This is a genomic window from Deinococcus detaillensis (genome assembly GCF_007280555.1).
Taxonomy (GTDB): Bacteria; Deinococcota; Deinococci; order Deinococcales; family Deinococcaceae; genus Deinococcus; species Deinococcus detaillensis.
This window is the reverse complement of record NZ_VKDB01000011.1, coordinates 63,352-88,724: the sequence shown is the minus strand read 5'-3', so window position 1 is coordinate 88,724 and position 25,373 is coordinate 63,352. Positions and strand designations below refer to the sequence as shown.

Below are 25,373 nucleotides of genomic sequence, written 5' to 3'. Positions count from 1 at the left end.
AGTAAGCCTAGCAGCCAAACAGCTTAAACTCTCTCCGTTGTTCGGCCGATGCGCCGCGCCGCCTTGAGGGCAAGACTGGAAACATGAACAGTCCAGTGACCGACAAACAACTCTCCCACCAACTCTCATATCTGCTCCGGCACGCGCCGCACCAAGCGGGCCTGAGTTTAGAAGCGGGCGGCTGGGTGCCGTTAGCGCCGCTCTTGATGCATCTGGGCGTCAGCCGCCCGCAAGTGGAGCGGGTGGTGGCCCAGTCCGACAAACAGCGCTTTTCGCTGCGCGGCGAGCGAATTCGCGCCAATCAGGGCCACAGCGTTCCGGTGGATTTAGAGCTGCTGCCCACCGAGCCGCCAAGCGTCCTGTATCACGGCACGGTGGCCGCCGCGCTCAGCAGTATTCGGTTCAGCGGTCTGCGGCCTATGCAGCGCCACCACGTTCACCTCTCGCCGGACGTGGAGACGGCCCGCCGCGTGGGCGCGAAGCGTGGCCCAGCCATGATTCTGACGGTACGCTCCGATTTGATGCACGCCAGAGGACACCTCTTTTACCGCTCCGAAAACGGCGTCTGGTTGGTGGACGAAGTGCCGAGTCAGTTTTTGGTCTTTCCTTGACTCAAGCTGGAAAACCCCAGCATCACTCCCCTGCACTCAGGTCGATCCAGCCGCGCTTGATGCCGTACAGCACAGCCTCGGTGCGGCTGCCCACGTCCAACTTGGAAAAGATATTGGCGAGGTGAACTTGGACGGTGCGCGGAGAGATATCGAGGTCGCGGGCAATTTCTTTGTTGGTGCGTCCCGAGGCGGCGATTCGCAACACTTCGAGTTCACGCGGCGAGAGCGAGTCGTCCACCGGACTCGGGGTGCTTTGGGCGCTGAAACGGGTCAGCACTTTGCGGGCCACCGCTGGCGTCAGAGCACTTTCACCCGCCGCCACTGCCCGCACCGCGCCGAGCAGTTCTTCCTCGCCCGCATTTTTGAGGATGTAGCCCGCCGCGCCCGCTTCCAGAAGGGCAAACACGTAAGCATCGTCGTCATAACTGGTCAGCACCAGCACGCCCACGCTGGGGCGCTCGGCTTTGATCAGCTTGGTGGCCTCGATGCCGTTCATGCCGGGCATCGAAACGTCCATCAAAATCACGTCGGGCAGCAGTTCGCGGGCCTGCCGCACAGCACTTTCGCCGCTGTCGGCCTCGCCCACCACTTGAAGATCACTCTGGCCTTCAAAAAGATCGCGGGTGCCCTTGCGCACCACCGGATGATCGTCGACAAGCAGCAGTGAAACAATGCGTCCCCGCAGGGCAGGTTGGGCCTCATTTGAAACGTCCATGCCCGCCAGTTTAGAGCAAGGTGGAGGCAGCGGCCCAAACGAGCAAAGCGAAAGGGTCTGAGCACCTTTTCGCTCAGACCCTAGAACTCCAATTGCTCCTCAGCCGCCTTCAAAGCTGCCCAGCACTGCTGTCGGCACCTACACCAGAGCGCTTACTTCTTGCGCTTGGTGGGCGTCGCCGGCTTTTTGCCGCCTGCGGTGGTGCGCTCTTTGGCGTCACGCATAAACGAGCGCAGCTTGGCTTCAAACTGCGGGCTTTGGCGGCCAATGGCGCGGGGGCGCGGAATTTCTTCCGGTTCCTCGAGCAGTTCCTTGATCGACAAATCAAGTCTGCCGCGTTCGTCTCGGCCCAAGACCTTGACATCCACGGTGTCGCCCTCATGGACATGGTCGTGGATGTTGCGAACGAACGAATGGGCAATTTGGGAGATGTGAACCAACCCAGTTTCGCCGTTGTCGAATTGTATGAACGCCCCGAAGTCAGTGACGCGGGTAACGCGGCCTTCAGCGACCGCGCCGGAATCAAGTTGCACGAAGAGTGCCCTCCAAAAGAAGCATGCGCCGATGATACACCATCGAGATGCACTGCGGATAGATGCACACTTTGGAGTGAGTGTAAACGGGCTTGCAAACTGTGCCGGGAGCCCAGCAGGACGCAGCCCACGCTCCCTCGGACCTCACCTGCCTTGCCGAGACGCGACACGGAGGCGCGGCACAGCGCCCCCTGAAGCTGTAAAGTGAGATACATGAAGTTTCGCGGCACACTTGGCGGCCTGAATATCCAGCTCGACGACTCAGACACTCCGCAGTCGGTGGCGGGGCCGCTGGCTGCCCGCGCCGCGCTGCTGGCCAGCGAGGTGACGCTGGAAATAGACATTGAAGCCCACCTCGACACCCTCGACGCGGTGCGCGGCGCGGTGGCGGCGGCGGGCGGCAGTATCAGCCGAGTTCGCGCTCCCCGCGTGACGGCCCCGGCCCCCAGCCCCGCTCTGATCGCCGAGCAAGGTTCAGCGCCGTCCTCTTCCAGCACCGCGCTGCCCACAGCGGCCCTGCCAGTCGGCAACATCACCCAGAGCCTCGACAACCACACCGTCGTGCTGCCCAACAGCGTGCGGGCAGGCTTCCGGGGCGAATACGGGGGCAGCGTGGTGGTGTTGGGCGACGTGAATCCCGGCTCTGAATTGGTGGCGGGCGGCGACGTGATCGTGCTGGGAGCGCTCAGGGGCGTCGTCCACGCCGGAGCCGACGGACGCGAGAGCGCGATTGTCTGGGGCAGACCGATTGCCAGCCCCCAGATCCGCATTGCCGGAGCGGTCGCCCGCGCTCCCGAGGGCAGCAGCCTGAGCAGCATGAGAAAACTCAGCAGCGGGGTGGAATCTGAAGTGGCGCGGCTGCAACACGGCCAGATCGTGATCGAAGCCAGCCACGTGCCGAGGTAGGAGCGGTGGGGAGGTGAAACGTTCTTATCCGCTCCGCCGCCCCGCACACCATCCGTTGACCGCTCCAATTTTCTGGCCCAGCGTCCGGAATCTTGTCAAACCTTTTCTTACTCCGGCTTCGGCCACGCCCGCTGGTACTGCACCGGCACCTCTACCGCTTGGCCAGATTGCCACGCCGTCCGCTGAACAAACTGCGGATCGCGCAGCAGTTCGCGGGCCAGCGCTACCAAATCGGCTTGCTTGGCCTGCAAAATCTGCTCGGCTTGCTGCGGCTCGGTAATCATACCTACCGCCATCACCACCAAGTCGGTGTCCTGCTTGAGGCGCTCGGCGAACGGCACTTGGTAGCCGGGGCCGGCGGTAATTTGTTGATCTGGCGTGAGGCCGCCACTCGAAACGTCGATGACGTTCACCCCTTCGCGGGAAAGCTGGCGGGAGATTTCCACGGTCTGCTCAATGTCCCAGCCACCGGGTGCCCAGTCAGTCGCCGACAGGCGCACGAACAGCGGCAGGTGGTCGGGCCAGACTCCGCGCACGGCTCTGGTGACTTCCAGCAGCAAGCGGGCGCGGTTCTCTAAAGTGCCGCCGTACTGATCGAGGCGGCTGTTGCTCAGCGGCGAGAGAAACTGGTGGAGCAAATAGCCGTGCGCGGCGTGAATTTCGAGGGTGTCGAATCCGGCGATCACGGCGCGGCGGGCGCTGGCGGTAAAGTCTTTGACCACCTGCGCGATGTCTTCGGGGCTCATGGCGTGCGGCGAGCCGTAGCGCGGCGAATAAGCGTGTACGTCTGGCCCCAGCACCGTCCAGCCGCCCGCTTCCGGCGGCACCAGTTCGCCGCCCTTCCAAGGTGCGGACATTCCAGCTTTGCGCCCAGCGTGCGCCAACTGAATCCCGATCAGTGCGCCCTGCTGATGCACAAAGTCGGCGATGCGGGCCAGCGAGCCAATCTGCTGATCGTTCCACAGGCCCAAATCGTCCGGGCTGATGCGGCCTTCCGGACTCACGGCGGCGGCCTCCGTAAAGATTAAAGCCGCGCCTCCCAATGCAAACCGGCCCAGATGCACCAAATGAAAATCGTTAGCAAAGCCGTCCTCAGCGCTGTACATGCACATCGGCGACACCACCACGCGGTTTTTGAGAGTCAGTTGGGCGATACGCAGTGGGCTGAGCAGCACAGGGCTGGACGAGCCGTCGCCGGACAGCGTAAAGCCCTCAGCAGAGGAAGAAGTCATGGACGTATTGTGGCGGCTGCACTGCCCGGCTTTCTCAACTTGATTAAAGCCGAATTTAACTTTGCTTGGTGCCGCTTTCAGCTGGAGTTCGGTTCGGCACCCATCAGCGCCGTCACCGGGCGCACCAGTACCGCGTCTCCGGCCCTCAGGCCAGTCCGGATCAGCAGTTCGGGGCTGAGCTGCAAAGAAGTGCCGGCGTCAGCTGCTGCGCTGACCGGCATCTGATACACCTTGCCGCTGCGTTCCTCGCGCACCTGGATATATTCGATGTGACCGCCCACCGCCTCGCGCCAGCGCCGGAAGATCGTTTCGTCTATGGCCGCGCTGCTGCCTTGGCGGCCGCCCGCTTGACGCTGAACTTGCACCACCAAGCGGGCCACCCGCGTGCGGCGCTCACCAATTAAGCGCAGGCGGGTCAGGCGGCCCAGCAGCGGCGCGGCCCTCGGATCACGGGCGGCGGCCAATTCTGAGAGGGGCTTGCCCTCGGCCACGCCGCGCAGGACTTCTTGTTCGTACAAGTCTAGGGTCAGCTCTGCGAAGCGCTCCGGCGGCTCCAAGCGGCCCGGGCCGTCAAATTTCAGCGGCGGAGGCGGCATCCGCTTGAGGGCAGCGTAAGCAAAGGCGTCGTGCGACTGATTGAGATTGGGAAAGGGAACCACTTCATCCGCTTCAAAATGAAAGCGTCCGCTCGGGTCTTCAAGGAGCTGGGCCAAGACGGCTGCGCCCGTGTCAAAGCCCGCCCCATCCATCCGGCGCACCCGCCCGCTCAGGAGCCACAAGGTAAAAATCTGCTGGCCCCGGTAGATGCGGAGCGCACCCGTTTTGGCTCCCTTGGCCAGTACCGAGAGCAGCTCGATGAGATCGAACGACTCCAGGTCATTGGACTGGCTCACGGCCTTCCCTGTGAGAAGCGAGTGGGCAGATCAACAAGCCAATCCGAATAAAACCAAAGCCGCCGCATCGTCTCTAGCCTAACCCAACAGCGCGGGAAAAGTGGACTGAAACTCCTCACTTCAGCAAGTGATCTCGATTTGATCACGCACGGGAGCGGGGGCCTCTCTCAGCGCCTTGACCGCTTCACCACCTCGGTTTGGCCGCGCCCAGCAGGTGATACAGCAGGGCCTTTTGAGCGTGCAGGCGGTTCTCGGCTTGGTCAAACACGCGGCTCTTGGGATGTTCGGTGGCTTCCGGCACGGTTTCTTCGCCATAGTGGGCCGGTAGGCAGTGGAGGAAAATCCCGTCTGGGGCGATACTCTCCAACATCTGCGGCGTGACTTGATAGCCCTGAAAAGCGCGGCGGCGAATGTCGGCTTCGGCTTCCTGGCCCATCGAAATCCAGACGTCGGTATACAGCACGTCCGCGCCTTCCACCGCTGCGAGGTCGTTGGTCAGCGTGACGGCCGCGCCCCGCTTGAGTGCGCCCTGAAGCACGCCGCCGTTGGGTTCGTAGCCCACCGGCGTCACGATGGTCACGTCGGAGCCGCTCAGCACGCCCATGTGAATGTGGCTGTTGGCGAGGTTGTTGCCGTCGCCGATGTAGACTACCCGCTTGCTCGCCGCGCTCCCCAACTCCTCCTCGATGGTCTGGTAATCGGCCAGCAGCTGCACCGGATGGAGCATGTCCGACAGCCCGTTGATGACCGGAACGCAGGCGTGATCGGCCAATTCCTGCAGGGTCTGCTGCAAATAAACCCGGCCCATGATTCCGTCTACCCAGCGCTCCAAGTTGCGGGCCACGTCGCTGACGCGCTCACGCTGGCCGAGGCCGATTTCTTGATTCGACAGGGTGATGGCGTGGCCGCCGAGTTGGTACATCCCCACATCAAAAGTGGTGCGGGTCCTCAAACTGGCTTTCTCGAAAACCAGCGCCAGTGACAGCCCCGCAAGCGGCTTGACACCGCGCCACTCACCGCGCTTCATCGAGGCGGCAGTGTCCAGAACGCTGCGGAGCTCGGCGCTGGTCATATCGAGGTTGGATAAAAAGTCGCGCCCCGCCATTACCGGAGCAGGCAGAGTGTCGGCGGTCAGCAGCGTCGGAGAAGGCAGAGAAGAAGTCGGCATCAGGCGGTCAGTTTAACCGCCCGACGCATGAAGATGCAATACAACTGCATGAAGATGCAATTTTCGTACATAGCTCTATGCTGATTCCGCCCAATTCCAGCTCCGCAGGACAGAATCAGTATTTTTACCTGCTCACGTTAGCCGGATTAAAATGCGCCCAGCACACAGGCGCTGAACACACTTTCTTAAAAGCCGCGCCTCAGCTGCGCTCAATCCAAACGGGTTCCGGCTCGACTGTTTCGGCAGGAGTCTTGCCCGCTTCCAAGCCGCTGTTTTTCTCAGTCTGCACAGGTGTGAGCGTCATATCGTGCTGGCACAGAATTTGGCACGACAAGCGCACGCCGCTCAGGCCCTTTTCTTCGAGTTTGTCGTGTTCGGCCTGCGTCATTTGAAACGGCTCGCCCACGCTGAATTCAACCTTGCAAGTCGTGCAGCGGGCCACGCCGCCGCAGCGGTGCAAAATGTCCACGCCGCTGCGCTCCAAAGCCAGCACCAAGCGCTCGTTGTCTTGAACTTGAAATTCTCCGTAGCCGTTTACTGTCAGTGTGATCATGCCCAGCATTGTCCCGCTTTGAAGCGGCAGAGAGCAAGCGAGCAAATCCAGCCGCGCAAGTCCGCTAGACTGCGCGGATGAAAGTTGGTTTGTTGGACGTTCTGGGCGCACGCTACACGCGCTACTGGACTACTTTTTTGGAAGAACTTGGCCTCGAGGTGGTGACGCCCCGTCTGCCCGCCGAGAGCGCTTTTGCCCTGGGCTTTGAGAGCTTGCCCGACGCGCCCGCTCAGGTGCAGTTGGTGCTGGGGCGCGTCATTGAACTCGGCCAAGTCGACCTGGTGCTGCTGCCGCAAACCCTAGCGGTGTGGCAAGACGCTTGGGCCAGCGACCTCACCGAGCTGTTGCCACGCCGGATCAGCGGTTTGCCGACGCTCAGAGCCGTGCCGGACGGCGGCCCAGCCATGACCGACGCCGCGCTGGAACTCGGTCAGCAGCTCACCCACAACGCCGGGCAGGTTCGCTTGGCGCTCAGCAAAGCCAAGCCGCTCTCGCTGCCGGTGCGCGAACAAGTACCGACACTGAGCCGCGCTTCTCAGACCAGCGTGGCGGTGATCGGCCCGGCCAGTCTGCTGCGCGACGAATTTTTGATCGGGCCGCTCAGAGACCAGCTCGAAAGCGCCGGGCTGTTTGCGGTGTGGGCCAGCGACTTGCCGCGTGAGCAACTGCGCGAGCGCGGCCAGCGGTTTACCTTGCCCAGTGGCAAGGCGCTTCCGGCAGGCGAGGCTGACCTCTACGGCGCTCAGCAGTGGCTGGAAGGCAAAGGCGCGGTGCGCGGCCTGATTTACGCCTGCACCGTGCGCGACGCCGCCACCTTCAGCGCCCTGACCCGCCTTGAGCAGACGGCCCACAAGCCTGCTTTGCTGCTCGAGCTCGACCCTCAGCAGCCGCGCCACTTCCAGCCGCAGCTCAGCGCTTTTGCCGCCGAGTTGTTGGCTGTCTCCCCCACCCCTTTACAGGAGCTTTCATGAATCCTTGGACTTGGCTCACCACCGCCGACCCCGCTCCCGGCTTTAATCGCACCAAACTGCTCAAAATCCTGGCCCGCACCTTGCTGTTCGTGTTGGTGGTCACGCTGCTTCAGGCGCTGGTGTACGCGGTGGGACTGGGCGCATATCTCAAAACGTGGTGGGGCACTTTGCTGCTCATCACGGTGGTGTATATCCCCTTTTTCAAGTTGATGACGCTGGACACCTTGGTCGGCCAACCCGCGCCGCGCCCCGTCAAGCCCGGCCAGAAGCCGACGGCGGCGCAGGCCTCGCAAGTCCGGATTGCCAAACGCGCTGAGAAAAACCGCTTCGCCGGCGTCAAAAAAGGCCCGCCAAAGAATATGGGCGGGCGGCGCTGAGGTGGGTGGGTGTTCAGTTTTGATCTGAACAGGTGTTTGAAGCGCTCCTCAGCGGCTGACCTTGATGAGTTCCAAGCTGGAGTTCGGCGACACCTGTTTGACGACCCCGACGCCTTTGGCATACCAAGCGGTGGTTTGAACGTCTTTCATGCTTTTGGCCATTTCGGGCGGCACTTTTTGGCCTTTAAACATTTTGCTCATATCTAAACTGGTGATGGACTGCACCTTGAGGGCTTGGAATGTTCCGGCAGGGGTGGTGACTTGCTCACTGCCCACGATGCGGTTGGTCGTCTGGCTGGTCATGCTGCCAATCGTCGCGGCCGACTTCCAAACAAAACCGTTTTTCCACTGACTGGCGGGCGGCACACTGCTCATGATCATCGCTGTTTTTTGCTGACTCCCGGCCCTGACGCTGATTTGGCCGCCTCTACAGTCGTAGACCACGTTGTAAGCCTGCCCTGAAGTTTCTCCGTTTACCGTGACGGTGTTGCCGGAAAGCTTGATAGTGCTGGTGGTGGTGATGACTTGTCCTGCGGCTGTGGTGCGGTAAGTAAACGTGCCGGCGTTGGCAAAATAAGGATGGTCACAGGCTCCAGCAAGGGCGCTGCCCACCGACAAAAAGCCGAGTGCGCCCGCGCAGACAGCGCTTGCTCTGAGCACCAATGGGCGGGGCGATTGGGGGCGCTGAACAGGACATGACGGGGCATTCTCAAAACGCATGCGGAGCCTCCTGTGAATTGAGCTTGATGATACACCCCGCCGCGCCCGGCTTACTGAGAGCCGCAGCGACCAAACCGCTTTTTTGGTGGCTGAGTTCTGCTAGCGTATAAAGCATGTTTGAGACCCTCGGCAACAAATTGCAAGACATTTTGGAACGCCTCCAGCGCGAAAAAACCCTGACCGATGCGCAAGTCAAAGTCGCCATGCGCGAAATTCGGATGGCCCTCCTCGAGGCCGACGTGAATTTCGGCGTGGCCAAAGAGTTCGTCTCACGCGTCAGCGAGAAGGCGGTGGGCCAAGAAGTGCTGGGCAGCCTCAACGCCGGTCAGATGGTGGTCAAGCTGGTTCACGATGAGCTAATCCAGACGCTCGGCGGCGAGTCCAAGCAGCCGACCCTCAAGAATGAAGGCAATGTGGTGTTTATGGTCGGCCTTCAGGGAGCGGGCAAAACCACCTCCACCGGCAAGCTGGCCAAGTTCTACAAGGAAAAAGGCCGCCGGGTGCTGCTGATCGCCGCCGACACCCAGCGCCCCGCCGCCCGCGAGCAACTCCGCACCCTCGGCAACCAAGTCGGCGTGCCGGTGCTGGAAGTCGCCAACGGCGAAACGCCCGCCCAGACCAGACAGCGCCTGAATGAATTTCAGCAGCAAGATTTCCGCGATCTGGTGATTGTGGACACGGCTGGCCGCCTGCAAATCGACGAAAATTTGATGACCCAGTTGGCCGACCTTCAGGCCGCCTTGCAGCCCACCGAGACGCTGCTGGTGGTGGACGCCATGACCGGGCAAGAAGCGCTGAGCGTCGCCAAAACCTTCGACGATCGGGTGAACTTGACCGGCCTGATCATCACCAAAATGGACGGCGACGCACGCGGCGGTGCAGCCCTTTCCGCACGCTTCGTGACGGGCAAGCCGATTTATTTCGCGGGCACCTCCGAAAAATTGACCGGCTTGGAACCGTTTTATCCTGACCGCGTGGCGGGCCGCATTCTGGGCATGGGCGACGTGCTGGGCCTGATCGAGCGGGCGCAGCAAGCCGATTTGCAGAGCATGGAAACCAAAAAGGCCGAGGAATTCGACCTTGAAGACCTGCTCAATCAACTGCGCCAGATTCGCAAAATGGGGCCGCTCGGCGACCTTATCAAACTGATTCCAGGCATGAGCCGCGCCCTGCCGGAAGGATTTAGCATCGACGAAAAGCAGATTCACAAAATTGATTCGATGATCTCCAGCATGACGATGAAGGAGCGGCGCAACCCCAAGATTTTGAATGCCTCGCGCCGCAAGCGCATCGCGGCGGGCGCGGGCACCCAGGTCAGCGAGATCAACAAGTTGGTCAAAATGCACGAGCAGATGAAGGACATGATGAAAATGCTTCAGCGCATGAGCGGCGGCAAAGGCATGGGAGCGCTGGGGGGCGGCATGAAAGGAGCAGGCATGAAGGGCGGGCGGGCCCTGCAGCCCAATCAGGTTTTGCCGCCCAAGCTGCCGCGCCGCTGATTGTGCGCTCAGGTACGCGCCGCGTTTGACAATGGAGGGACTTGGCCCCTATACTCCCTTTCGCCCGCTTACGAGCGCGGCCACACCAGAAAGGGATGTTAGCTCAGTTGGTAGAGCAGATGACTTTTAATCATCGGGTCGTAGGTTCGAGCCCTACACGTCCCACCACAGAAACACCGTCTAGTGCGGTGTTTTTTGTTTTACCCCAGCGGCGCAAAGACCCGCACCGCTTCTTTACCGAGCCCCAAAGCCGTTTCTAAAGCGCTCACCGTGCGTTCCAACTCAGCGAACAAAGCCAGCAAACGCGGGCGGGCGGCGACTTCGGGCCGCTGGGCGGCCATGTGGTAAGCGTCGGCAAGCAAGCGGTAATACTGCACCGTGCCGTTTTTCCCGGCAGTGAAGCGCTCAAACACACCTTCGCCATCAGTAAAGGCGTTCACCGAAATGCTGCGGCTGTTGTGGAGTTTGTCGGAAGCCGAGACGAGCAGCGCAGACACCGACGCCTGAGATAAATGACCGAGGTAAGCGCGTTTGCGGGTGGCCCAATCGGGTTTGGGGCCGTGCGGATCGGGGGTCGCGTCGGTGGCGGCATCCACCAAGCGGGCCGCCTCTTTGCCAAAACGCCGCACGATCTCAGCGCGGAGATCCTGGTGGCTGCGCCCGGTGTTGTGGGGGCCGTCTTCCAGCGCGTCGTGCAACAAAGCAGCGACGGCCTCGGTTTCGTTCGCGCCGAATTCGAGGGCCAGCGAAGCCACGCCCAGGAGGTGCGAGAGATAAGGCACGCCGCTGCCTTTACGGGTTTGGGCGGCGTGCCACTCGGCAGCAAGCACCAGCGCTTCTTGAAATTTGGTGGTCAGGAGGGGATTAGAAGTAGACACGCTTCAGTTTAATTCCCGCCGCAGCTTACCCGCCATGCTGAACCACTCGCGCTCCTGGCCCTTATAAAGTCGGCTGGCCCGCTGCTCGGTTTTGGCCAGAATGTCCAGTTCGCGCTTCGCGTCGGCGCTGCGGTTTTGAGCAATCAGAAAAGCGGCGTAACGCACGCGGGGTTCTTCGCTGGTCGCGCCGATGAGGGCTTGCTGGTAGGTGGCCTCAGCTTCACCGTTCAGGGTTTGCTCGGCCTGTGCCTGCGCCAGCAGCGTCAGCGTGCGGGTGCGGATGGACGCGCTTGTTTTGAGGTCAACCCGCTTCAAGTGCGCCGCCGCTGCCGCCGGATCGCGCCTCGCCATCGACAACTCCGCGCTGGTCAGCAGCACCAACGGATCGTCGGCGTAAATACCGGTCAGCAGCGGCTCCAATACACCCTGCGCTTCATCCTCGCGGCCAGCGCGGGCCAGCAAGGCGGCGAGGTCGGCGCGGTTTTGCAGGGTGTCACTCTCCTCGGTGCGCTCCCTCACTTCGCGGATGCGGCTTTCGAGGGGCCGCAGGTTTTCCAGCGCAGGCTGCAAGGTGCTGGACACCCGCCGGGCGTTGCCGCGCATTCCGGGCAGCACTTCCAAAAAGAGGTAGGCCAGCACGCCGATATAACTGCCGAACAACAAGATGAAAAACCAATAGGTGGGGCGGCGGGTGATGATGGCGTGAACCAGAAAGATTAGTTGTAGCGCACCTGACAAGTAGCCGAGCCAAGGGTAGTGACCAAGAAAGCCGAACAAATTCATAAGCTCATGCTAGAGGCTGGAGATGTGAAGACGGGGCGTGAGGATACCCCCCGCCAGCCCCGTGAAAAAGCTTTACCGTAAGCGGGTGCGCCGTTTTTCTTCTCCTACTCTCGGTTGGCTGATCGCGCTGCCCGCGCTCGGCTTTTTGGGTGTCTTTTTGGTGTGGCCGCTCATCAGCGTGATGCGGGTGGGCGGCATCAATCTCAGCATCTGGCGAGAGCCGTATTTTCTGGGCCGATTGGGCTGGACGCTCAGCCAAGCGGGCCTCACCGTGCTGCTGGGAGCCGCCATCGCTTGGCCGCTGGCCTACTTGCTTTCGCGCCACGCCCTGAGGGGCAAACTGGGCCTGCTGCGGCTACTGCTGTTGCCGTTCGTCACGCCGGCGCTGGTGGCGGTGCTGGGCCTGACCGCTTTGCTGGGGCCGCGCGGCTGGATCACCCAGCTGACTGGCCTAGACCTCTCAGACAGTCCGGCACTGATTATTCTGGGCAATTTGTTTTTTAATTTGCCGATTATGCTGCGCCTCGCTTACGGCGGCTTCGCCCGCGTGCCGCCGAGCCTGACCGGAGCGGCCCGCACGCTGGGAGCCAATCACTGGCAAGCGGCCCTGACGGTGGCCCTACCGCTGGCCTTACCGGGTCTGGCAGCGGGAGCAATTTTGGTGTTTTTGTATAGCGCTCTGTCGTTCGGCTTGCCGCTGACGCTGGGCGGCGAGAAATACGCCACGTTGGAAGTCGAGATTTATACCCTGACCGCTTACGAACTGCGGCTGCCAGAGGCCAGCGCCCTGATTCTGGGACAGTTGGTGGTCACGCTGGCAGCCACATTGCTCTACACCAGACTGACCAGCGGAGCAGTGACCTCAGCCGCCCGCGCCTTGCCGAGGGCGCGGGGCGCGGCGGCGCTGGCACTGTTCAGCTTATTGGCGCTGACCTTGCTGATCTGCTTTTCGCCACTGCTGGCGGTGGTCATTCGCAGCTTTTCCGGCGTGGGCGGCCCGACGTTGGCGTTTTGGCACGGCCTCGTCAGCCCCGATAACGACCCGCCGCTGAGCTTGATGCTCTACAACACGCTGCGCTTCGCGGGCTTTACCTTGCTGGGCGCGGTTGTCTTGGGCGCGTCACACGCTTTGGGCGCGTACCTGAGCCGCTCACGTTCCCTCGACGCCCTTTCGCTGCTGCCGCTGATGCTCTCTCCAGTCAGTGTGGGGGTGGGCTACTTGCTGACGTATCCGGCTTGGGCGGCGCAACTCGGGCTGCTGATCGCCGCTTACACGCTGATCGCCTCGCCGCTGATTACCCGCAGCTTGTTGCCGGCTCTCCGCGCCCTGCCGCTCCGCGCATTGGAGGCCGCCCGCACGCTGGGAGCCAGCCCGTTGATGGCCAGCCGCACGGTGGCCTTGCCGCTGATCTGGCCCGCCCTGCGCGGCGGCGCAGCGCTCTCGCTCGCCACGGTGCTGGGCGAGTTCGGGGCCACATTGGTGCTGACCCGCCCCGAGTGGTCCACCCTCAGCACCGGCCTATATGAGCGGCTCGGCAGGCCCGGCGCACAAAATTTAGGCGAGGCTTGTGCGCTGGCCACCATTTTGTTGGGTCTGGCGCTGGGAGCTTTTACTGTGCTGGACGGGGGGGAAGGGGAAGTGGCTTGAGGAGGCGCTGCGCTCTTGGCTTAAGCTTTGGGCTTTCGCGTTGGCTTTCCCCGCCCCAGTGAAGACTGCTGGCCCTACGTTCGGGGGCGGCCCCTCACCTCAATTGGCTGCGTTCACGTGTCTTCACAACCTTGACGAGGGAGGAGGTTGCTGCGCTCGGCATGGAGTTTCCGGCATTTCAGTTGGTCAATTGCACCAACTTGCCAACCTGTGGGGCGATCAAGTCGTGGGCGCTGTGCAAAAGACCTGCCCATACTGGGCGAGCTAGAAGGCGGTATTCGTTTCAGGTTTTTGCTTGTTCCGCTTGAAGGGGTGAGACGAAGCGTCCTCCCAACAGTGTCCAAAATATTTTCCTAATGGGTCTGGACGCAAAGCCGCCGCGCTAAGCTGACCATCTATGAAGCTCCCTGCGATGCTGCTCAGTCTCGTTCTTTTGTTGGGCGGCGCGGGGCGAGCAGATTCCGTTCCAGTGTTTGTCAGGATTCCGACGCCGCCCTTTACACCTGAATCCGTTACGCCCAATCCTGTTCAATATAGTCCTGTTACGCCCGCGCCCGCCCAGCCGGTTTTCAATCCACCCCTTCTCACTCCGGTTGTTCCTCCTCTCAGCGCTCCGCTCGCCCCGACTTGCGGCGCGGCAGCGGCCAACCCCGCACCTGCTCAGCCGCTTCCCAGCGGGGTCAGCGGGCGGGTGGGCTTTTACGCGGCCATTTACGACCAGCAGTTTCAACCCATCAGGGCGCTGGCGCTCGGCCAGGTCAATACCCTCTTTCCACTGGCGAGTGCCTTTAAGCCCCTGGTGGTGCGGGCCGCGCTGCAAGAGGTGGACGCGGGGCGGCTGAGCCTGCGGGCACTGATCACCACCACGCCCGCCAAGCGCAGCATTGAAGCTTATCCTGCTGGGCGCAACACGGTGGCGGCGCTGGCCCAGCGTGCCCTAGAGCGCAGCGACAACACCGCTTCCGATCTGCTGTATCTGGGCCTCGGGCCTGAAAAAATTGCGCGGGCGGTGCATTCGCTCAGCCCCTGCACCACCCTGCTGCATACCACCAAAGCTTGGTGGGCGGTACAGGCAGGCCTGATGCCTGATGTCTTCCCCGATCTGGTGCGGGGCGCAGTGAGCGCGGCCAGCTTGCCATTTAACGAGCGCCTCAAGTGGGCAAGCCGCCTAAATGCCCGCGCTCAGCAACTGACTGGGCCGCAGGTGGAGGCCGCACTGGATAGCTATTTTCACAGTCCTGCTTACGCCCCCGAACTGGAATTGGCGCTGCAAAACACCAGCACGCCGCAGAGCTACGCCGATCTTCTGGCCCGCACTCTGAGCGGAGACGACCTCAAAACGCCGACGCGTAAGCTGTTTCGGAGCTGGCTGGCAAAGTCGTGCTGTCAGCCCAAGCAGCCGCGCCTCAAGGCCGTCTACTGGGGCCACAAAGCGGGCAGCGGCTGGCGGATGCTGACCCTGACCGGCTACGCCGAACTCGTGGGCGGACAGCGGATCGCTTACGCTTATTTCAATGACGGCTCGGGCACGCTGGAAGCCGAAGACATGGAGCGCCAGATTCCGGCGCTGGTGAATTGGATCGACGCGGCCCTCTCGGAGCTGGCCCGCTCCCCTCTGCTAAAGTGAAACGATGAACGCCCCAGCGCTTTCGCTTCTTCTTCTCAGCGGGGTTCGGGGAAGCTGAGTTCAGCACTTCACACGGCCCCCACGCCCTGAGCGCTGGGGTTTTTTTGGGCTCCAGAAAGGCCGCTGAGTTTCAACTTGACCCAGATGAATTTGACCCATACCAACTTGAACCGAACGAAAAGGAGACACATGACCACCCCGACCCCCGATCACTGGAATGCCGAGCATTACCGCGACCGCCACGCTTTTGTCTATGAATCCAGCCGCGATCTGGTGGCCGACTGGCTGCGCCCCCAAGTCGGTGAGCGCGTCCTCGATCTGGGTTGCGGCAGCGGCGAACTCAGCGCCCAGATCGCCCAGACTGGCGCAACCGTCACGGGCGTGGACGCCTCGGAGGCTATGATCGCCGCCGCACGGGGCCAGCATCCCGCTGTGAGCTTTGAAGTTCAAAACGCCCAGACCCTCCCCTACCACGCCGAGTTTGAGGCGGTTTTCAGCAACGCCGCCCTCCACTGGATGAAGCCGCTGGACAACGTCCTCTCGGGTGTGTCGCGCTCCTTGGTGCCCGGCGGGCGATTGGCGCTGGAAATGGGCGGCGGCGCGAACGTGCTGGCGGTGCGCGGGGCCGTCGAGCAAGCCCTGAGCGATTTAAGTTTGCCCGCGCTGGAACATGTCTGGATTTTCCCGAGTCCGGCTCAGTTGGCCGCCCTCCTGGAAGAAGCAGGCTTTACGGTAGAGCGCCTGCACCTGTTCAAACGCCCCTCGCCTTTGGCCGGTGAGGACGGCTTTCAGGCATGGCTGCACGGTTTCGGGGCCAGTTGGCTCGCGCCGCTGAGTGAGTCCGAGCGGGCCGCCGTGATCGCCAGAGCCGAGGAGTTGGCCCGCCCCAAGCTGCACACGGCTCAGGGCTGGGTGGCCGATTATGTGCGGCTGCGGGCCTTGGCGGTGAAGTGAGTCCGTGAGGCCGTAGCCGTTCAGTTGATCAGCGCGTTGCTGCTTGCCCCCGCAGCGTCACCGCGCAGCAATTCAAAAAAAGCGCTGACCACTTGCGGGTCGAAGTGTTGGCCCGCTTGGGCGGCCAGCTCGGCGTGGGTTTCTTCCAGCGTCCAGGCCCGTTTGTAGGGCCGTTCGCTGATCAGGGCGTCGTAGACATCGCACAAGCTAAAGATTCGGGCGAGCAGATGAATGTCGCCGCCTGCAAGCTGACGGGGATAGCCTTTGCCATTCCACTTTTCATGGTGGTGCAGCACCACTTCTAGAGATTCAGACGGCAAAAAGCCCAAAGAGCTGGCAAAACGGTGGCCCACTTCCGCGTGGCTTCGCATCAGCTCAAACTCATCCTCACTGAGCGAGCTGGGTTTATGCAAAATATGATCGGGAATGGAGATCTTGCCGATATCATGCAGGTATGCGCCCCAGCGCAGCGCTTGGCACTGCTCTTCACCGAGGTGTAAATGACGGGCCAAGCGCAGGGCCAGCGCAGTCACGCGGTCGGTGTGCCCCTGCGTTTCACGGTCACGGGCCTCCAAGGCCAGTCCCAGCGCCCGCAAAGCCGATTCGCGGGCAGCATTGACTTGCTCCTCGGCTGCCAGCCGCGCCATCAGGGCGGCAATGGTGCCCACCACACTGCTAAACAGCCGGACTTCTTCCTCCGTCCAGGTGTGGGCTTCAAAGGTGTGCATCAAAAACGCGCCGAGCAACTCTCCCCGCTTGCCCAACACGGGCGCGGCAGCGAGGCTCACCACCCCCAGTTCAGGAAACCCGATCGTTTCCGGACGAACCGACGTGTTGTCAAAAAACATCGGTGTGCGGCGCGTCAGTAGCGCTTGCATGAGGGGCGTATCGGAGGGCAGGCCGTGCGCGGCCACTGCCCGCATTCCCGAGGTCGTGGGCATCTCGCCAGCGGCGGCCCGCACCTGATAGATCAGGGCTTGCGGCAGCGCAGCGTTTTGGACTTCACCTGAAGGCAGCTTGAGTTGAAAATAAGCCGCCCCCACCGCAGCCGTGTGTTGAATCAACTCATCTAACGTCGGCACCACGCCGGTTCCCAGATCTTTAGCCTCCAGTGCAATGTGAACGAGGCGCAGAACGCTTTGTGCTGTTAAGTCACGGTTATCAGGTGCCGAAGCAGCAGTCATTGATGGATCAGTGAAATTCATTTTGACAGTCATCAGCTTTTGCTCCCTTAAGGTCATTTTGGTGAATAAATTGCAGTTCATAAAGCAATAAGCGACTCTTCATGAACTTTATATCGAATTTTGGGTCAAGTGAACTGTGCCAGGCATCAGAGACTCTTGAAACGAGCTTTCTTGCTTTAGTCTCACCTGTAGCCGCTTACAGTTCCCTCACACGTCCAACTTGAATCACGCAACCTAAAGCGTAAAAAACCGCACAAAAAAAGGCAGGGCGCTGCCGAAGGATCAGCAAAAAACCCCGCCGGAGGTGGCGAGGTTTCGTTGTCTCTAAAGGCGACACCCGAGAAGGGCAACTTAAATCGGCAGTCAAATGCCGCTTGAGCTTTCCACTTCCTGCAACCTCGCCAGCTTTTCCGGCGAAAAGATGTCGGCTTCTTTGCCGTAGCGCTTTTTGACGGCCAACTGAATCAGCCAGATGCCCACACCTACCCCGATGACGCTGAGCACCAAGCTGGGAATCCTCATCACGGCATTGGCCTGAGCCACCTGCGCGTTGAAATCGTCGCTGCCGAACTTGCCGACCACCAGACGAAGGTTCACGAAATAATTGATGACCGCCGAAACCAGTTCCACGATGCCGTAGGAAACGGTAGCGGCCCGCACCGCTTGGTTGACTTGGCTGTCGTGCAGGGCTTTTTGAGTGGCGGCGCGGTTTTCGGGGCTTTCGGTGAGGGTGGAGGCGTCGAGCACCACTCTGAAAATCGGCGTTTTGGTCAGCAGACTGCCCAGCGCCAACACGCCGAACAGCAGCGCGGGCACACTGTCTTTGAAAGCAAACAGCGGGCCGCCGTCTAAGTACCAAAACGCCAGCCCCCCGCGCACCAGCGCCACTGCGCCGCCGAGGAGGGCGATCCCGCTGACGGTGCGGTTGATCAGGAGGTCGGCCAGCACATACGCCACCGGAATCAGCGCGGCGAGGATGTACGCCCGCACGTTGCCGGCGACGCCGCCGCCAAAGACCTGCTCGCTAATGCTGATGCCGCTGCCCAAAATGTTGGGGCTGAGAATGGCAATCGGAATAATTAGGGTAAACAGCAGATCCCAAACAGTTTTGGGAATGCCCGCTTTTTTGCGCGGCGGCTTGGTAGGAGCAGTCATGAGCGCCATTGTCTCACGCGCAGAGAACGGCGAGTGAAACGCTCAACTCGCCCTGTGCTTGCGGGCGTCGAGCGCCACCCAGCCCCAGCCGATCAGTTGCAGCACGCCGCCGATGGGCGTGATGGCCCCCAGCCATTTGGTGTCAGTCAGGGCCAAAACGTACAAGCTCCCCGAAAAAATAAGGGTGCCGCCTAGCAGCCAAGCCGCGCCGCGCCGCTGCTGCGGGTACGCGCCCAGCACCAGCAGCGCGAGGCCGTGATACATCTGGTAGCGCACGCCAGTTTCAAAAATCGCCAGGTTCTCAGCGCTGATGGCGGCTTTGAGGGCGTGAGCGCCGAACGCCCCGAGCGCCACCGCCGTGCCCGCCAGCACCGCGCCGCTGAGCGCCGAGTTGAGTTTGGGCGCAGCCAACGCCTGAGTCTTGAGGCTTCCAAGTTCAGTCATATACCGAGTTTAAGCGCGGGCAGTGGCAACGGATGTCCCAAAACCGGCTCTTTCGCTGAGGAATTGAGCGGCAATGTGGGAAAGAAGAAACGCCTTAGGGCGGATTGGGGCACAAAAGTGGGAAATGGTGGTAAAAGGTGGGACTCGGTGTTAGACTCACCCTATCCGGCGAGAAAATGCTGCTGTGAGCGCATGTTTTGGCACTGAGCGGCGCATCAGTTCCTCGGCCGGATCAGGAGCAGCGGCTGTGCCATTCGGAGAATACCCCTACGCAGTAGATGACAAAGGCCGTGTGGTGATGCCACCGGCTTTTCGTGAATTTGTTGAGGACGGGGTCATTTTGACGCGCGGTATGGAAGGCTGCTTGTACCTCTTTCCGCTTTCAGGTTGGAAGCGCGTCGAGGAGCAGCTTGAAGGCTTGCCGCTCACCGACGCCCACAGCCGGGCCTTCGTGAGATTTTTTTATTCGGGGGCCAGCAAAGCCCGTTTAGATGCCCAGAGCCGTTTGATGGTGCCGCAACCGCTGCGAAGTTTCGCTGCTTTGGAAAGCGAAGTGGTGGTCGCCGGCGCACCGGGGCGCTTGGAGCTGTGGAATCCGCAGCGCTGGGACGCCGTGATTCAAGCGGTTCAAGACAATCCGCCGCATCCCGAACTCTTAATCAATTTCGTGGCCTAGCGCCGCGTCAGGAAAATTTGCCGTGCCCACGACCAAGACCAAATCCGCTTCCCGCAAAACTATCGCCGCTCCTCAACCAGAAATGGACGGTTCTTCAGACGCCCTGACCCACTTGCCGGTGCTGGCTGCCGAGGTCTTAGAAGCGCTCGACCCGCAGCCCGGCGAGGTGTTTGTCGACGGCACGCTCGGCGGCGCGGGCCACACCCGACTCCTGCTCAAAGCCGGAGCGCGGGTCTACGGCATCGACCAAGACCCTTACGCCCTCTCGCGGCTGGGCGAATTGGAAGGCCTGAGTATTTTGCAGGGCAATTACCGCGACATGGTGTCGCTGCTGGCCGAGCAAGGCGTGACGCAGGTCAGCGGTGTGCTGCTCGACATCGGCGTCAGCAGTTTTCAACTCGACGACGCCCAGCGGGGCTTCAGTTACCACACCGAAGCCCCGCTCGATATGCGAATGAGTCAGGAAGGTGAGAGCGCTTACGAGGTCATCAATGAACTGCCCACCGAAGAACTCGCCGCCCTGATCTTCGAATACGGCGAGGAGCGCCACTCGCGCCGCATCGCCCGCGCCATTGAAGCCGAGCGCGAAAAAGCGCCGATTGCCACCACCACCCAACTCGCCGAGATCATCAAACGGGCTTATCCGGGCGGACACGCACGCGGCATTCACCCGGCAAGGCGCAGTTTCCAAGCACTCAGGATTTATGTCAACGACGAACTCGGCGCACTCCGGGGCGGCTTAGAAGCAGCGTCCACTCTCCTCGCGCCGGGCGGGCGGCTGGCGGTGATCAGTTTTCACAGCTTGGAAGACCGCATCGTCAAGCGCTTCCTCAAAACCAATTCGCAGCTCGAAGCGCTGACCAAGCGCCCCGTCGAGGCCAGTGAAGACGAGCAAAGCCGCAATCCCCGCGCCCGCAGCGCCAAATTGCGGGCCGCCCGCAAAGTTGAGACTCAGCCAGCAGATCAGCGACTGGCAGATCAGCAGGCCAGTGAGTAGTCCTCTGCCCCTGCAAGCCAGTTTGGCGGTGTGGCGGGCGCGGGCGCTGCGCTACACCAGCCTTTACGTGCTGCTAGCCGCCGCGTTGCTGGGAATCCGCTACGCCACGCGCGAGACTTACCCGCAACTGCGCGATTTGCGGGCCAGCATCTTGACCCTGCAAACCCAGCGCGACCACCTCGAACTCGAAGTCCAGACGCTGACCACCGGCCCGCGCCTGCTCGACTGGGCCAACGCCCGGGGCATGGTGCCGTACGCCCAAGCCAAGAAAATAAGCAGCGACATTGCCGCTCTTCCCGCTCTGCCTGCTTTACCCCCCGAATCGACTTCGTTTCAAATCAGCACCCGTTGGAAGTAGCTGCGCCTCTTCGCCGCATCCGTGAGCTCCGTTCACCCCTAAACGACTCATTTCTTCTTTAGCTAACCTTGAGCTTTTTCCTAACTTACTCTCAACTTTCCCTAAGGAATTGCCAATGGAAATCAAAATCCGCAACCGCTCCCGCATTATTCAGGCCATTGCACTTTTGGCGTTTATGTCATTGGTGTGGGCCTATGCCCAGCTCGAATGGGGCCTGCCGCAAAACATCAAGCGGGCGGTGCTGCAAAGTCGCGGCAGCATCCTGACCGAATCCGGCACGACGCTGGCCCGCACCGTCGACGGCAAACGGGTTTATCCGCAGGGCAAACTGGCCGGTCAAGTCCTCGGCATGATGGGTATGACAGACGGTTTAGAGGGAATTGAGGCCGCTTACAACACCCAACTCTCCGCCGGACAAAACGTCACGGTGACTCTGGATCCTTCCTTGCAGGCCACCGCCGAGAGTGTGCTGGCCAAAGGCGTGCAGGCCCACCAAGGCGTCTACGGCTCTGTAGTGGTCATCGAAGTCCGCACCGGCAAGGTGCTGGTGGCGGCCAGCTATCCGCCGTTTGATCCCAACAACTGGAAGACCTTCAGCGCCGAGGCGAGGCGCAACCGTCCATTTTTAGACCGCTTCGAGCCGGGTTCGACGGTCAAGGGCCTGACGGTGGCCGCCGCACTCAATGAGGGCCTGACCACCGCCGACACCACCTACCAGACCCCGATGCAGCGCTTCGTCGGTGGCCGGTGGGGCAGCATCATCCACGACGCGGTGGATCACCCCAAGACGCTGACGACTCAGGGCATTTTGCGCTATTCGAGCAACGTGGGCATGTCCCATATCGTCGAGAACTTCCCCAACGAAAAGCTCTACGCGTATCTGCACGCCTTTGGGTTCGGGCAGGACGTGGACTTGCCCACCATGATCACGGCAACTGGCAGTTTGCAGCCGGTGAGCAAATGGAACGATCTGGTGCGCATCACCAACGCCTTCGGGCAGGGCATGTCGTCTACACCGCTGCAACTCGCCGCCGCCTACAACACGCTGGCCAACGACGGGCGCTACGTCTCGCCCCGGCTGGTCGCCAGCGAACCGGCGGGGGAAAGCCGCAACGTGGTTCGGGTCAACTCGGCCCAAACCACCCGCACCCTCCTGCGCAACGTGATCCGCGACGGCATTCACGCCGCCGCCGGAATCCAGGGCTACGACTTGGCCGGCAAAACAGGAACGGCTCAAGTGGTGGTGGACGGCAAATACAGCGCCACCATCTACGACAGCGTGTTCGCGGGCTTTTACCCCGCCGATGAGCCGCGCATCACCATTGCGGTGATGGTTCACGGAGCCAAATACGATTATCACGGCTCGATGTTGGCCGCTCCGATTTACCGCGACATCACGGCGGCTTTTATCAGCAAAGCGGCTTCTTTGCCCGCTCCAGAGCCGGAAGTCAGCACTGGAAAATAAGCACCCCCTCAGCGGGCCGCTGCACTTTCCTTTTTAGTTTTCCATTCCACTCAGCGCTTCCGGCTGACCCATAAACAGATTGTTGATGGATTCGCACAGCGTCGGGTGAGCCAGCGTGGCGTTTCTCAGCGTTGTGGCCGTCAGCTTTCCCATCATGGCCAGTTGCAGGGCGCTCATCACTTCGCCGCCCTCCATGCCCAGCACCGTGACGCCCAGCAACTCGTCGCTGGCGTCGTCCACCACCGCCCGCATCAGTCCGGCGGTGGCGTTGGTTTCGATGGCGCGGGCCACATTTTTCATCGGCAGGGTATAAACGCGGGTGGGGCGACCAAGTTTGAGGGCGGCTTGGCGGTCGATCCCGACGCGGCCCAGTTGCGGATCGGTAAAAAGGGTGTACGGCACGTAACGCCCGCTGATGCTACGCTCCTTACCGTGCAGCAGGGCGTCCCGAACGATGCGGTAATCGTCGTAGGAGATGTGGGTAAAAGCGGGCCCGCCTTTGATGTCGCCCAGCGCGTGCACCCGTTCGGCGGCCAGCAAGTGATCGTCTACGACAATAAACCCGCCCTTGTCTAAAGTTGCGCCCGTAGCCTCCACATTGAGACCGTCGGTGTTGGGAACCCGCCCAGTGGCGACCAACAGATGTGAGCCGCTGAGGGTTTGCTCTTTGCCGTCTTGCTCGATTGTCAGGTGAATTGCGCCGCCGACTTTCTCGGTCTTCAGCGCTTCCGCGCCCAGCATAAACGTCACGCCCTCATCTTCCAGCACCTGTTGCAGGGCGCTCATCACGTCCTGATCTTCGTGGGGAATGAGGCGGGGGCTGTGTTCGATAACAGTCACGCGGCTGCCCAAGCGGGCGTAGAGCTGAGCAAACTCAAGGCTGATGTAGCCGCCGCCCAAGATGAGCAAGTGAGCAGGCAATTCGCGCAGCAGCAAAATGTCCTTGGAGGTCATCGCCCCTACACCGGCCAGGCCCGCCAACTCCGGCCAGCGGGGACGCGCTCCAACGTTGATGAACACGTAATCGGCGCTGAGCTGCTGTACGGTGCCGTCATTAAGGCTGACTTCCACCTCACGTACGCCGGTAAATTTGGCCTGCCCGTCCAGCAACTTCACGCCCGCTTTGAGCACGCCCGCTTTGCTGCCTTCCCGGAAGTCGCTGACGATGCCCTGCACGCGGTCAACGATTTGACTCAGGTCAACCGTGACTCCCTCAGCCCGCACACCCAGCGCCTGCGAGTGCCGGGACACGTGGGCGGCCTGAGCGCTGGCGATCATGGCTTTGGTGGGGGTGCAACCTTCGTTGACGCAGGTGCCGCCGACATGTTCGCGCTCGATCAGCGTGACTTGCCAGCCCGCTTTAGACAACGCGCCTGCCAGCGGCCCACCCGCTTGCCCCGCGCCGATGACGATGGCCGAGGGAGAAGGTGAGGAAGAGGCGTTGGGGGTTGGTGAGGTCATGAAAACTCCTTGGGTGAGGGAAGGTGGAGGGTGACGGGAGCAAGAAAAGCAAAAGCCGAATTTCTTCCCCGCTTCATCACCAGTTTAATCGGCTTAAGCAGCGGGCTGTGGCTGACTTTACTCTGTACAACTTTCCAACGGGCGCAGCCGCAGGGCGCTGAGGAACTTCTGATCTCCGAGGCTGATTCGTGTAGGCGGGTCTCCTCAGCGAGCAGGAATACGACGACAGCCGCAAGTTCCTGTGCCGTTAGTGCTCAGTAGCATCTCGCAGCAATCGACAAAAACAGGCGCGGAATCGCCAAAAAGTCCAGCAGAACAATGGAATTTCTAAAGACATCACCACTTCTTCATAAATAAGAAATGGAGTCGTCAAAAAGGACTTCTCTCATCTGAGTTTTTGTTCTCCAGCAGAAGCTGAAGGTAATTTTACGGTGAGTGACTCTGGGAATTTAGTGAGAGTTTTTGTCATAATTCTTAAAATACTCACATCAACCATCTTTACCTTGTGTTGTCTCGGGAGAGCGGACAGTTTTGTTTCTCCCGTGTTGAAGACGATTTTTGACTTCATCTCCATGCTGAACTCCAGTCGTAGAGCAGTGGTCAAAAAAAGAGCTTCTTTTTTGACTGAGCGGGTAGGCCCGAGAGGTGCCGTTGTGCCCAAGACAGCGGGCAGGCCCAGCAGGTGCCGTTCTGCCCAAGAACCAACGGGAGCGAAGCAAAGGGAGCATTTGAAAGGGTAGCTGGTTGAGCTTTTGACTCAGCCCTCTGGTCGGACAGATGCTCCGAGGCGGTGGATCAGGCTTACCAAAACCAGAGCAAGTCTTTTTTCTGTTCGCTGAGCGCGGGATTTTGCGTTCGGCGGCTCTCAAGGAGTTTACATATGGCGATATTCAGTTCGGTGTTCAAATTCATCTCGGCCTTGACTAAATCTGTCCAGTCCAAACCCCTCCAAACCGTGTCGACTGGGCGGCCTGTCGTCATGGTTCTCGGCCTAGCCGGCGCGGCAGCATTGGCGCTGAGCACTTTGGGCACGGCGCAAGTGACGGGCGATCTCATTTTGCCGCAGCTGCCAGAAGCAAGCCTGACCCAAACAGCGGTGCAAAGCATGCTGGGCCTCGGCGAGCCGGCACTGCCCGACGAAGTGGCGGCCAGCCGCACTCGGGGAGCGACGCGCACGGTCAAGGCCACCGCCTACAACAGCGAAGCCGGCCAAACCGACAACAGCCCCTTTGTTACGGCAACCGGCACGCGGGTACGCCCTGGGGTCATTGCACTCAGCCGCGATTTGCTGCGCATCTTCCCTTACGGCAGCCGCGTGACCTTACAGGACAGCGCTGGCCTGCTCAATGGCCGAGTTTTTATCGTTGAAGACACCATGAACGTGCGGATGGCCAACACCGTTGACATCTGGATGGGCAGCCGCGCTCAAGCACTGGCCTGGGGCTCACGCACCGTCAGAATCACGGCGCTTCGCTAAATTCTTCGGTCAATCCCTAAAATTTCACAAATCTGTCTCCAATCACTCATGAGGAACTAAGCCGCCGTGCTTGGTTTTCTCTCATTCT

The 25,373-nt window shown here is 61.2% G+C and carries 26 protein-coding genes and 1 tRNA gene; 14 read left to right on the top strand and 13 right to left on the bottom strand.

The window, feature by feature from the left end:
• Window positions 1–83 precede the first annotated feature (83 nt).
• Window positions 84–611: an RNA 2'-phosphotransferase gene (locus FNU79_RS11170; RefSeq protein ID WP_143720923.1), complete on the top strand. Its 528-nt coding sequence runs from the start codon at window positions 84–86 to the stop codon at window positions 609–611.
• Between the two features lie 22 nt (window positions 612–633).
• On the opposite strand, the gene FNU79_RS11165 is transcribed toward FNU79_RS11170, so the two are convergent.
• Window positions 634–1,326 carry a response regulator gene (locus FNU79_RS11165; RefSeq protein WP_143720922.1) on the bottom strand — a complete coding sequence of 231 codons (693 nt, stop codon included), beginning with the start codon at window positions 1,324–1,326 and terminating at the stop codon, window positions 634–636.
• A gap of 152 nt (window positions 1,327–1,478) precedes the next feature.
• Window positions 1,479–1,859, bottom strand: coding sequence for a S1 RNA-binding domain-containing protein (locus tag FNU79_RS11160; RefSeq protein ID WP_143720921.1), 381 nt, complete (start codon window positions 1,857–1,859; stop codon window positions 1,479–1,481).
• Between the two features lie 213 nt (window positions 1,860–2,072).
• On the opposite strand from FNU79_RS11160, the gene FNU79_RS11155 reads away from it, so the two are divergent.
• The gene (locus tag FNU79_RS11155) at window positions 2,073–2,765 is read left to right on the top strand and encodes a septum site-determining protein MinC (RefSeq protein ID WP_143720920.1); all 693 of its coding nucleotides are present in this window, start codon (window positions 2,073–2,075) and stop codon (window positions 2,763–2,765) included.
• Window positions 2,766–2,872: 107 nt separating this feature from the next.
• On the opposite strand, the gene FNU79_RS11150 is transcribed toward FNU79_RS11155, so the two are convergent.
• The 4 genes from FNU79_RS11150 to FNU79_RS11135 all read right to left on the bottom strand — a co-directional run bounded on the left by FNU79_RS11150 (window position 2,873) and on the right by FNU79_RS11135 (window position 6,611).
• Complete coding sequence (locus FNU79_RS11150) at window positions 2,873–3,997, bottom strand: NADH:flavin oxidoreductase/NADH oxidase (RefSeq protein ID WP_143720919.1); 1,125 nt, start codon at window positions 3,995–3,997, stop codon at window positions 2,873–2,875.
• Between the two features lie 77 nt (window positions 3,998–4,074).
• Window positions 4,075–4,890 carry a DUF4388 domain-containing protein gene (locus tag FNU79_RS11145; RefSeq protein WP_143720918.1) on the bottom strand — a complete coding sequence of 272 codons (816 nt, stop codon included), beginning with the start codon at window positions 4,888–4,890 and terminating at the stop codon, window positions 4,075–4,077.
• Window positions 4,891–5,074: 184 nt separating this feature from the next.
• The gene (argF, locus tag FNU79_RS11140; RefSeq protein ID WP_185974688.1) at window positions 5,075–5,995 is read right to left on the bottom strand and encodes an ornithine carbamoyltransferase; all 921 of its coding nucleotides are present in this window, start codon (window positions 5,993–5,995) and stop codon (window positions 5,075–5,077) included.
• Window positions 5,996–6,257: 262 nt separating this feature from the next.
• Window positions 6,258–6,611 (bottom strand): 2Fe-2S iron-sulfur cluster-binding protein, encoded by a 354-nt coding sequence (locus tag FNU79_RS11135; protein ID WP_124867863.1) that lies wholly within the window; start codon window positions 6,609–6,611, stop codon window positions 6,258–6,260.
• Between the two features lie 77 nt (window positions 6,612–6,688).
• On the opposite strand from FNU79_RS11135, the gene FNU79_RS11130 reads away from it, so the two are divergent.
• Window positions 6,689–7,582 (top strand): hypothetical protein, encoded by an 894-nt coding sequence (locus FNU79_RS11130; protein ID WP_143720916.1) that lies wholly within the window; start codon window positions 6,689–6,691, stop codon window positions 7,580–7,582.
• On the top strand, window positions 7,579–7,959 hold the full coding sequence (locus FNU79_RS11125) for a hypothetical protein (protein ID WP_124867867.1): 381 nt from the start codon (window positions 7,579–7,581) through the stop codon (window positions 7,957–7,959). Before FNU79_RS11130 ends, FNU79_RS11125 begins: the two co-directional genes overlap by 4 nt.
• Before the next feature lie 48 nt (window positions 7,960–8,007).
• Here the strand turns inward: FNU79_RS11125 and FNU79_RS11120 are convergent, their stop codons facing one another.
• On the bottom strand, window positions 8,008–8,679 hold the full coding sequence (locus FNU79_RS11120; protein WP_143720915.1) for a TapB family protein: 672 nt from the start codon (window positions 8,677–8,679) through the stop codon (window positions 8,008–8,010).
• A 113-nt stretch (window positions 8,680–8,792) separates the two neighbouring features.
• Here FNU79_RS11120 and ffh point away from each other — a divergent pair, with 113 nt between their 5' ends.
• Both ffh and FNU79_RS11110 read left to right on the top strand, forming a co-directional pair.
• Window positions 8,793–10,178, top strand: a complete 1,386-nt coding sequence (gene ffh, locus FNU79_RS11115) for a signal recognition particle protein (RefSeq protein WP_143720914.1) — start codon at window positions 8,793–8,795, stop codon at window positions 10,176–10,178.
• 92 nt (window positions 10,179–10,270) lie between these two features.
• Window positions 10,271–10,346: transfer RNA gene (locus tag FNU79_RS11110), tRNA-Lys, on the top strand.
• Window positions 10,347–10,378: 32 nt separating this feature from the next.
• Here FNU79_RS11110 and FNU79_RS11105 read toward each other — a convergent pair.
• Window positions 10,379–11,056 carry an HD domain-containing protein gene (locus FNU79_RS11105; RefSeq protein WP_143720913.1) on the bottom strand — a complete coding sequence of 226 codons (678 nt, stop codon included), beginning with the start codon at window positions 11,054–11,056 and terminating at the stop codon, window positions 10,379–10,381.
• 3 nt (window positions 11,057–11,059) lie between these two features.
• Complete coding sequence (locus FNU79_RS11100) at window positions 11,060–11,839, bottom strand: hypothetical protein (RefSeq protein WP_143720912.1); 780 nt, start codon at window positions 11,837–11,839, stop codon at window positions 11,060–11,062.
• 181 nt (window positions 11,840–12,020) lie between these two features.
• On the opposite strand from FNU79_RS11100, the gene FNU79_RS11095 reads away from it, so the two are divergent.
• The 3 genes from FNU79_RS11095 to FNU79_RS11085 all read left to right on the top strand — a co-directional run bounded on the left by FNU79_RS11095 (window position 12,021) and on the right by FNU79_RS11085 (window position 16,068).
• The gene (locus FNU79_RS11095) at window positions 12,021–13,487 is read left to right on the top strand and encodes an ABC transporter permease (protein WP_143720946.1); all 1,467 of its coding nucleotides are present in this window, start codon (window positions 12,021–12,023) and stop codon (window positions 13,485–13,487) included.
• A 397-nt stretch (window positions 13,488–13,884) separates the two neighbouring features.
• Window positions 13,885–15,114 carry a serine hydrolase gene (locus FNU79_RS11090; RefSeq protein ID WP_225430026.1) on the top strand — a complete coding sequence of 410 codons (1,230 nt, stop codon included), beginning with the start codon at window positions 13,885–13,887 and terminating at the stop codon, window positions 15,112–15,114.
• A gap of 189 nt (window positions 15,115–15,303) precedes the next feature.
• Window positions 15,304–16,068 (top strand): methyltransferase domain-containing protein, encoded by a 765-nt coding sequence (locus FNU79_RS11085; protein WP_143720911.1) that lies wholly within the window; start codon window positions 15,304–15,306, stop codon window positions 16,066–16,068.
• Between the two features lie 20 nt (window positions 16,069–16,088).
• Here the strand turns inward: FNU79_RS11085 and FNU79_RS11080 are convergent, their stop codons facing one another.
• From FNU79_RS11080 to FNU79_RS11070, 3 genes are all read right to left on the bottom strand, one after another.
• A complete protein-coding gene (locus tag FNU79_RS11080) occupies window positions 16,089–17,252 on the bottom strand; it encodes an HD-GYP domain-containing protein (RefSeq protein ID WP_143720910.1) in 1,164 nt (387 codons plus the stop codon).
• A 363-nt stretch (window positions 17,253–17,615) separates the two neighbouring features.
• Complete coding sequence (locus tag FNU79_RS11075; RefSeq protein ID WP_143720909.1) at window positions 17,616–18,407, bottom strand: VC0807 family protein; 792 nt, start codon at window positions 18,405–18,407, stop codon at window positions 17,616–17,618.
• 42 nt (window positions 18,408–18,449) lie between these two features.
• Complete coding sequence (locus FNU79_RS11070; protein ID WP_143720908.1) at window positions 18,450–18,851, bottom strand: DUF423 domain-containing protein; 402 nt, start codon at window positions 18,849–18,851, stop codon at window positions 18,450–18,452.
• A gap of 247 nt (window positions 18,852–19,098) precedes the next feature.
• Between FNU79_RS11070 and mraZ the strand changes: the two genes are divergently transcribed.
• The 4 genes from mraZ (at window position 19,099) to FNU79_RS11050 (ending at window position 22,347) form a co-directional block, all read left to right on the top strand.
• Window positions 19,099–19,527: a division/cell wall cluster transcriptional repressor MraZ gene (gene mraZ, locus FNU79_RS11065; RefSeq protein ID WP_124867885.1), complete on the top strand. Its 429-nt coding sequence runs from the start codon at window positions 19,099–19,101 to the stop codon at window positions 19,525–19,527.
• A gap of 82 nt (window positions 19,528–19,609) precedes the next feature.
• A complete protein-coding gene (gene rsmH / locus FNU79_RS11060; protein WP_143720944.1) occupies window positions 19,610–20,524 on the top strand; it encodes a 16S rRNA (cytosine(1402)-N(4))-methyltransferase RsmH in 915 nt (304 codons plus the stop codon).
• Window positions 20,517–20,882 carry a hypothetical protein gene (locus FNU79_RS11055; protein ID WP_124867887.1) on the top strand — a complete coding sequence of 122 codons (366 nt, stop codon included), beginning with the start codon at window positions 20,517–20,519 and terminating at the stop codon, window positions 20,880–20,882. The genes rsmH and FNU79_RS11055 overlap by 8 nt, the downstream gene beginning before the upstream one ends.
• A 115-nt stretch (window positions 20,883–20,997) precedes the next feature.
• On the top strand, window positions 20,998–22,347 hold the full coding sequence (locus tag FNU79_RS11050) for a peptidoglycan D,D-transpeptidase FtsI family protein (protein WP_124867889.1): 1,350 nt from the start codon (window positions 20,998–21,000) through the stop codon (window positions 22,345–22,347).
• A gap of 33 nt (window positions 22,348–22,380) precedes the next feature.
• On the opposite strand, the gene FNU79_RS11045 is transcribed toward FNU79_RS11050, so the two are convergent.
• Window positions 22,381–23,808: a mercuric reductase gene (locus tag FNU79_RS11045; RefSeq protein WP_143720907.1), complete on the bottom strand. Its 1,428-nt coding sequence runs from the start codon at window positions 23,806–23,808 to the stop codon at window positions 22,381–22,383.
• A 919-nt stretch (window positions 23,809–24,727) separates the two neighbouring features.
• On the opposite strand from FNU79_RS11045, the gene FNU79_RS19435 reads away from it, so the two are divergent.
• Window positions 24,728–25,285 (top strand): RlpA-like double-psi beta-barrel domain-containing protein, encoded by a 558-nt coding sequence (locus FNU79_RS19435; protein ID WP_225430025.1) that lies wholly within the window; start codon window positions 24,728–24,730, stop codon window positions 25,283–25,285.
• The last annotated feature ends 88 nt before the right edge of the window (window positions 25,286–25,373 follow it).

Coding starts and splice junctions, on each gene's coding strand:
- FNU79_RS11170 (WP_143720923.1), top strand. CDS start 84: ATGAACAGTCCAGTGACCGACAAACAACTCTCCCACCAACTCTCATAT.
- FNU79_RS11165 (WP_143720922.1), bottom strand. CDS start 1,326: ATGGACGTTTCAAATGAGGCCCAACCTGCCCTGCGGGGACGCATTGTT.
- FNU79_RS11155 (WP_143720920.1), top strand. CDS start 2,073: ATGAAGTTTCGCGGCACACTTGGCGGCCTGAATATCCAGCTCGACGAC.
- FNU79_RS11150 (WP_143720919.1), bottom strand. CDS start 3,997: ATGACTTCTTCCTCTGCTGAGGGCTTTACGCTGTCCGGCGACGGCTCG.
- argF (WP_185974688.1), bottom strand. CDS start 5,995: ATGGCGGGGCGCGACTTTTTATCCAACCTCGATATGACCAGCGCCGAG.
- FNU79_RS11135 (WP_124867863.1), bottom strand. CDS start 6,611: ATGATCACACTGACAGTAAACGGCTACGGAGAATTTCAAGTTCAAGAC.
- FNU79_RS11130 (WP_143720916.1), top strand. CDS start 6,689: ATGAAAGTTGGTTTGTTGGACGTTCTGGGCGCACGCTACACGCGCTAC.
- FNU79_RS11125 (WP_124867867.1), top strand. CDS start 7,579: ATGAATCCTTGGACTTGGCTCACCACCGCCGACCCCGCTCCCGGCTTT.
- FNU79_RS11120 (WP_143720915.1), bottom strand. CDS start 8,679: ATGCGTTTTGAGAATGCCCCGTCATGTCCTGTTCAGCGCCCCCAATCG.
- ffh (WP_143720914.1), top strand. CDS start 8,793: ATGTTTGAGACCCTCGGCAACAAATTGCAAGACATTTTGGAACGCCTC.
- FNU79_RS11100 (WP_143720912.1), bottom strand. CDS start 11,839: ATGAATTTGTTCGGCTTTCTTGGTCACTACCCTTGGCTCGGCTACTTG.
- FNU79_RS11095 (WP_143720946.1), top strand. CDS start 12,021: ATGCGGGTGGGCGGCATCAATCTCAGCATCTGGCGAGAGCCGTATTTT.
- FNU79_RS11090 (WP_225430026.1), top strand. CDS start 13,885: ATGAAGCTCCCTGCGATGCTGCTCAGTCTCGTTCTTTTGTTGGGCGGC.
- FNU79_RS11085 (WP_143720911.1), top strand. CDS start 15,304: ATGACCACCCCGACCCCCGATCACTGGAATGCCGAGCATTACCGCGAC.
- FNU79_RS11080 (WP_143720910.1), bottom strand. CDS start 17,252: ATGACTGCTGCTTCGGCACCTGATAACCGTGACTTAACAGCACAAAGC.
- FNU79_RS11075 (WP_143720909.1), bottom strand. CDS start 18,407: ATGACTGCTCCTACCAAGCCGCCGCGCAAAAAAGCGGGCATTCCCAAA.
- FNU79_RS11070 (WP_143720908.1), bottom strand. CDS start 18,851: ATGACTGAACTTGGAAGCCTCAAGACTCAGGCGTTGGCTGCGCCCAAA.
- rsmH (WP_143720944.1), top strand. CDS start 19,610: ATGGACGGTTCTTCAGACGCCCTGACCCACTTGCCGGTGCTGGCTGCC.
- FNU79_RS11050 (WP_124867889.1), top strand. CDS start 20,998: ATGGAAATCAAAATCCGCAACCGCTCCCGCATTATTCAGGCCATTGCA.
- FNU79_RS11045 (WP_143720907.1), bottom strand. CDS start 23,808: ATGACCTCACCAACCCCCAACGCCTCTTCCTCACCTTCTCCCTCGGCC.